Source organism: Allobosea sp. ASV33, assembly GCF_016428755.1.
Classification (GTDB): domain Bacteria; phylum Pseudomonadota; class Alphaproteobacteria; order Rhizobiales; family Beijerinckiaceae; genus Allobosea.
Window position 1 is genome coordinate 1 of the sequence record NZ_JAELTI010000164.1, and the last position, 6,130, is coordinate 6,130.

Consider the following 6,130-nt stretch of genomic DNA (forward strand, 5'->3'; position numbering starts at 1 on the left):
GTTGGGAGGACCGGTGATTTTCGGGGGAGCCGTGAAGAGGGTCGTCGCTTCGGGAGCGCTCTTTTGCATGGCCGCCCTCGGCCTCGCCGGCGTGCACTTTGCGCCCGGGCGGGCAGAGACTGGCACCGATCCCGCGCAGCGCATCCTGCGCGACGGTTTCGAGCAGGGCGATTTCGCGCCGGAGGGCGGGCTTTTCTACAAGAACAATCCCGAGCAGCGCTTCGGGCGCGTGGTTTTCGGCAAGACCGCGCCCTACAGCGGCAGCGGCGCGCTGACCCTGATCGCCATGCCCTCCTGCCTGCCGCATGCGGTCGAGTGCAGCGAGCGGGCGGAGGTCTGGGAACGCCCGGAGGTGCTCGCCTCCTATGACAGCACCGTCTGGTACGGCTTCGCCCTGCGCCTCGACGACCCGCTCCCCCAGGATGATCGCAGATATGTGATCGCCCAATGGAAGCGCGAGATCATCCCCGGCGCCGCAGGCGACTATTCGCCCTTCCTGGCACTGCGCCTCTATCGCGGCCGCCTCGGCGTCACCGTCGAGACCGACCGGATTCCATCCTATCCGATCGGCGGCAGCGAGCGTCCGGCCGGCTGCCTTCCGGGCGAAGCGCTCGTGCTGGACCGCCCCGAGACCCGCCAGACCCGCGCGCTCGTCGCGTTGGAAAGCGGCGCGACCCGCGAGAATTACCCGAGCTATTTCAACGCCTGTGCGCCGGGAATCCGGGTCACGGCCCATGCCGACCTGCCCTCCGCGCAGCAGGGCTGGATCGATTTCGTGGTCCGCTCGCAGCCCGGTCCCGATGGCGACGGCCTGATCGAGATCATCGCGGACGGCGTTCCCGTCGTGACCGTTCAGGGCCATATCGGGCATAGCGGCCCGGGTCTCGACCACAACCAGTACTTCAAGATGGGACCTTACCGCGCCCCGGCGCCCCTGCCCTGGAGCATCAGCTACGACGACTTCCGGCGCGGGCCGCGTTGCAGCGATGTCATCCGCATCGGGCAATGCCCGGCGGAACCACAAGCGTCGAAAGCGATTGGCAAGTTACCGCTTTCGACGTCTAGTGACCCGAGGACAGGCAAGGAGCCTTAGAAGCTCCGGGGACGCACCGCTTAAGACCATGGATATCCTGCGCATCAGCGACCTGCGTATCGGCTTCACCATCCACGGCCTCGCCCGTGACGTCGTGAAGGGTGTCAGCCTGCGCGTTCCCGCCGGCAAGACCGTCGCGCTCGTCGGCGAATCCGGCTCAGGCAAATCGGTGATCTCCCAGGCCATCATGGGCCTTCTGCCCCGCGCCGGCGGCATCACCGGCGGCGAGATCCTGTTTCGCGATCCGCAATCCCCCGAGACCGTCGTCGACATCGCGACCCTGCCGGCCGAGGGCGTGGGCATCCGGGCGCTGCGCGGCGGGCGGATCGGCATGATCTTCCAGGAGCCGATGTCCTCGCTCTCGCCGGTCCACACCATCGGCAACCAGATCGAGGAGGCGCTGCTCCTGCACCGGCCGATGCCGAAGGCCGAGGCCCGCGATCTGATCGAGGCGATGCTGAAGCGGGTCGGCTTCAAGGACCCGAAGCGCGCCTTCGGCCTCTATTCCTTCGAGCTGTCCGGCGGCCTGCGCCAGCGCGCCATGCTCGCCATGGCGCTGATCTGCCAGCCGGCCCTGCTGATCGCCGACGAGCCGACGACCGCGCTCGACGTCACCATCCAGGCCCAGGTGCTCGATCTGATGCGCGATCTCCAGGCCGAGATGGGCATGGCGATCCTGCTCATCACCCACGATCTCGGCGTCGTCGCCAACATGGCCGACGAAGTGGTGGTGATCTTCCACGGCGAGATCATGGAGCGCGGCCCGGTCGAGGATATCTTCCGCCGCCCGCGCCACCCCTATCTCAAGGCCCTGCTCGACGCCTCCCCGCATTTCGACATGCAGGACGGCGAGCGGCTGGTCGCCCTGCGCGAGGCGCGCCCGCGCCCGGTCGTGGCCGCGCCCCCGCCGAAGCCAGCGGCCGACGCCGCTCCGCTGCTCAGCGTCCGCGGCCTTCACAAGACCTATGTCACCGGCTCGCGCAGCTTCTTCGGCAAGGGCAGCCAGACCAGCGTCAAGGCCGTCGACGATGTCGGCTTCGACATCAGGCGCGGCGAATGTCTCGGCCTTGTCGGCGAGAGCGGCTGCGGCAAGACCACCGTCAGCAAGATCGTCATGCGCGCGGTCACCCCGGATTCCGGCGAGGTGATCTTCGACGACGGCCGCGAGCGGGTCGACGTGCTCAAGCTGCGGGGCGAGGACCTCCGCCATTTCCGCCCGCGCGTCCAGATGATCTTCCAGGATCCGGTCTCGTCGCTGTCGCCACGCATGACCGTGATGAACATCCTGCGCGAGCCGCTGGTCATCCACGGCAGAGGCGACCCGGCCGAGCAGGACGAGCGGGTGCGGGCGCTGATGCAGGATGTCGGGCTCGATGTCCGCTTCCTGAACCGCTACCCGCATTCCTTCTCGGGCGGCCAGCGCCAGCGCATCGGCATCGCCCGCGCGCTCGCGCTCGATCCCGAATTGATCATCTGCGACGAGCCGGTCTCGGCGCTCGACGTCTCCGTGCAGGCGCAGATCCTCAACCTGCTCAAGGACCTGCAGGCCGAGCGCGGCCTGACCTTCCTGTTCATCTCGCACAATCTCGCCGTGGTGAACTACATGGCGGACCGCATCGCGGTCATGGCCAATGGCCGGATCGTCGAGCTCGCGCCGCGCCACGCCCTCTTCACCCGCCCCGCCCATCCCTATACCAGGGCGCTGCTGCGCTCCGTGCCCTTCGCCGATCTCGACCGCCCGCTCGACTTCAAGCTGGCCGCGCCCGGCGGCGCCTCCGACGACAGCCATTGGGACCAGGCCTTCAAGACGGGGCCGGACGAGGCGGCGCTGGCGCATCTGCCGCTCGGCGATGGCCATTACGTGCTGGCCAGGCCCAATGCCGATATCCGGGAGCTGGTGCCATGACGCAGCGCCGCATGCCCCCGACCCGCCGCACCGCGCTGCTGCTCGGCTCTGCCGCTGTCGCGGGCCTAAGCCTACCACGCCTCTCGCAGGCGGCGCCCTTCTCCGGCACGGCGATCGACAGCCCTTTCTTCGCGGACCGGATCACCGCCGGGGCGCTGCCGCCGCTCGCCGAGCGTCTGCCCGTCAATCCGCGCGTCATCGACCTGGAGGCGCTCGGCCGCCAGCCTGGCCGCCATGGCGGCAATATCCGCATGCTGATGGGCGACCAGCGCGACATCCGCATGATGACGCTCTACGGCTATACCCGCCTGATGGTCTATGACGACAAGCTGGAGCTCGTGCCGGACCTGCTCGAGAGCTGCGACGTCGAGGACGGCCGCGTCTTCACGCTCAAGCTGCGCCAGGGCCATCGCTGGTCGGACGGATCGCCCTTCACCTCCGAGGATTTCCGCTACTGGTGGGAGGACGTCGCCAACAACAAGCGGCTCTCGCCGGGCGGCCCGCCCCAGGCCCTGTTCTCCGCCAATGAACTGCCCGTGTTCGAGGTGCTGAGCGAGACGGAGATCCGCTATAGCTGGAAGACGCCGAACCCGATCTTCCTGCCGGCCCTGGCGGGCGCACAGCCGACCTATATCTTCATGCCCTCCGCCTATCTCAAGCAGTTCCACGAGCGCCATGCGCCCAAGACGGAGCTGGCCCAGCGGGTGAAGGAGAACCGCGTGCGCGATTGGGGCGCGCTGCACGAGCGGCTCTCGCGCATGTACCGGCCGGAGAACCCGAAGCTGCCGACCCTGGAGCCCTGGCGCAACACGACGGCCCTGCCGGCCGAGCAGTTCGTCTTCGAGCGCAATGCCTATTTCCACCGCGTCGACAGGAACGGCCGCCAGTTGCCCTATGCCGACCAGGTGACGCTGACGATCGGCACCAGCTCGCTCGTGCCGGCCAAGGCCGCGGCCGGGGAAGCCGATCTCCAGGCCCGCTATATCCGCTTCGACAACTACACCTTCCTGAAGGAAGCCTCGAAGCGGATGAATTTCGACGTCAAGCTGTGGCGGCGGGCGGAAGGCGCCTATTTCGCCCTGATGCCCAACCTCAACGCCATCGACCCGGTCTGGCGCGATCTCAACCGCGATCTCCGCTACCGGCAGGCGCTCTCGGTCGCGATCAACCGCAAGGACGTCAACAAGGTCATCTTCTTCGGGCTGGCGCGCGAGAGCGGCAATACCGCGCTGCCGGAAAGCCCGCTATATGACGCCAAGCTCGCGCAGCTCTGGACCCAGCACGACCCGGCGCTGGCCAACCGCCTGCTCGACGAGATGGGCCTGACCAAGCGCGACGACGACGGCATCCGCCTACTGCCGGACGGGCGCCGGCTGGAATTCACCGTCGAGACCGCCGGCGAGAACACCGAGGAGACCGACATCCTCGACCTGCTCAAGCAGGATCTCTTCGACGTCGGCATCAAGATCTACCCGCGCTCGACCCAGCGCGACGTGTTCCGCCGCCGCATCACCGCCGGTCAGACGATCATGTCGGCCTGGGCCGGTATGGACAACGCGCTCGTCACCTCGGACATGGAGCCGGACGCGCTGGCGCCGACCTCCTCGGCGCAGTTCCAGTGGCCGCGCTGGGGCCAGTTCGTCGAGACCAGCGGCCGCGAGGGCGAGCGCCCCGCCTTGGCCGAGGTCAACGAGCTCGTGCGGCTCTACGAGGAATGGCGCGTGAGCTCGACCCGCGACCAGCGCCGGGCCGTCTGGCACAAGATGCTGGCGATCAATGCCGAGCAGCTCTACACCATCGGCGTGATCAACAGCACGCTGCAGCCGATCGTCGTCTCCAAGGACATGCGCAACGTCCCCGACGTCGGTCTCTACAGTTTCGAACCCGGCGCCTTCATCGGCCGTTACATGCCCGACACCTTCTGGTTCGACCGGCAAGACACCGCTCAGCAAGCGCCCAAGGCCTGACCCGTGCTGATCCGCTACATCCTCAAGCGCATCCTGATCATGATCCCGACGCTGATCGTCACCAGCGCGCTGATCTTCACCGTGATCAACCTGCCCGAGGGCGATTATTTCGAGACGCTCGCGGCCGAGATGCAGGCCCAGGGCGAGAAGGCGGACATGAGCCGCATCGAATTCCTGAAGAAGGAATACGGCTTCGACAAGCCGCCGGTGGAACGCTACGTCTACTGGGTGGCGGGCCTGCTCCAGGGCGACATGGGCTACTCCTTCGAGTACCAGCGCCCGGTGCGCGAGATCGTCGGCGATCGCCTCATCCTGACGATGATGGTCTCCTTCGCCACCATCATCTTCACCTGGATCGTCGCCTTCCCGATCGGCATCTATTCGGCCACGCACCAGTATAGCTGGGGCGATTACGGCCTCACCTTCCTCGGTCTTGTCGGGCTCGCCATCCCGCATTTCCTGCTGGCGCTGGTCTTCATGTATTTCGCCAATATCTGGTTCGGCACCTCGATCGGCGGCCTCGTCGACCCCGCTTATCTCAACCAGCCGATGAGCTGGGCCAAGCTCAAGTCGGTGCTCGAGCACCTTTGGATTCCCGTCATCATCATCGGCGCCGGCGGCACCGCCGGCATGATCCGGGCGCTGCGCGCGAACCTCCTCGACGAGTTGCAGAAGCAGTATTACGTCACCGCCCGCGCCAAGGGCCTGCCGCCGGGCAAGGCGCTGCGGAAATACCCGTTGCGCCTCTCGCTCAACTTCTTCATCTCGGATATCGGCGACATCCTGCCCTCGATCGTCTCGGGCGCCGAGGTCGTTGCCATCGTGCTCTCGCTGCAGACCACCGGCCCGCTGCTGATCCGCGCCCTGCAGAGCCAGGATATGTATCTCGCCGGCTCGTTCCTGATGTTCCTCTCCTTCCTGACCGTGATCGGCGTGCTGATCTCGGACATCGCGCTCGCCATCCTCGATCCGCGCATCCGCCTCCAGGGAGCCGCGACCAAGTGAAGGCGACCACGCTCTCCCACCTGCCGCCGGATGGCGCAGCCCTGCCCCACGAGGTCTCGACGGCGCCGTTCGAGCCCTATGCCACCGAGTCGATGACGCCGGAGCAGGAGCGGGTCTACCTCGCCTCGCAATGGCAGTTGATGTGGTGGAAGTTCCGCA

The 6,130-nt window shown here is 67.1% G+C and carries 4 protein-coding genes and 1 pseudogene; all 5 read left to right on the plus strand.

The annotated features are described in order from the left end of the window. Positions 1-67: 67 nt before the first annotated feature. Positions 68-1,093, plus strand: coding sequence for a polysaccharide lyase family 20 protein (locus JHD80_RS26420; RefSeq protein WP_199093435.1), 1,026 nt, complete (start codon positions 68-70; stop codon positions 1,091-1,093). 28 nt (positions 1,094-1,121) lie between these two features. Beyond that, positions 1,122-2,999 carry an ABC transporter ATP-binding protein gene (locus JHD80_RS26425; RefSeq protein ID WP_199093437.1) on the plus strand — a complete coding sequence of 626 codons (1,878 nt, stop codon included), beginning with the start codon at positions 1,122-1,124 and terminating at the stop codon, positions 2,997-2,999. An 11-nt stretch (positions 3,000-3,010) separates the two neighbouring features. Then, positions 3,011-4,966: an ABC transporter substrate-binding protein gene (locus tag JHD80_RS26430; protein WP_248311795.1), complete on the plus strand. Its 1,956-nt coding sequence runs from the start codon at positions 3,011-3,013 to the stop codon at positions 4,964-4,966. 6 nt (positions 4,967-4,972) lie between these two features. Next, positions 4,973-5,971, plus strand: coding sequence for an ABC transporter permease (locus JHD80_RS26435; protein ID WP_199093441.1), 999 nt, complete (start codon positions 4,973-4,975; stop codon positions 5,969-5,971). After that, positions 5,968-6,130 (plus strand): annotated as a pseudogene (locus JHD80_RS28865) (ABC transporter permease); the annotation flags it as partial. The gene JHD80_RS26435 and the pseudogene JHD80_RS28865, both read left to right, overlap by 4 nt.

Bases quoted from the DNA above. Each gene is read 5' to 3' on its own strand.
- JHD80_RS26430 (WP_248311795.1), top strand. From the start codon at position 3,011: ATGCCCCCGACCCGCCGCACCGCGCTGCTGCTCGGCTCTGCCGCTGTC.
- JHD80_RS26420 (WP_199093435.1), top strand. From the start codon at position 68: ATGGCCGCCCTCGGCCTCGCCGGCGTGCACTTTGCGCCCGGGCGGGCA.
- JHD80_RS26425 (WP_199093437.1), top strand. From the start codon at position 1,122: ATGGATATCCTGCGCATCAGCGACCTGCGTATCGGCTTCACCATCCAC.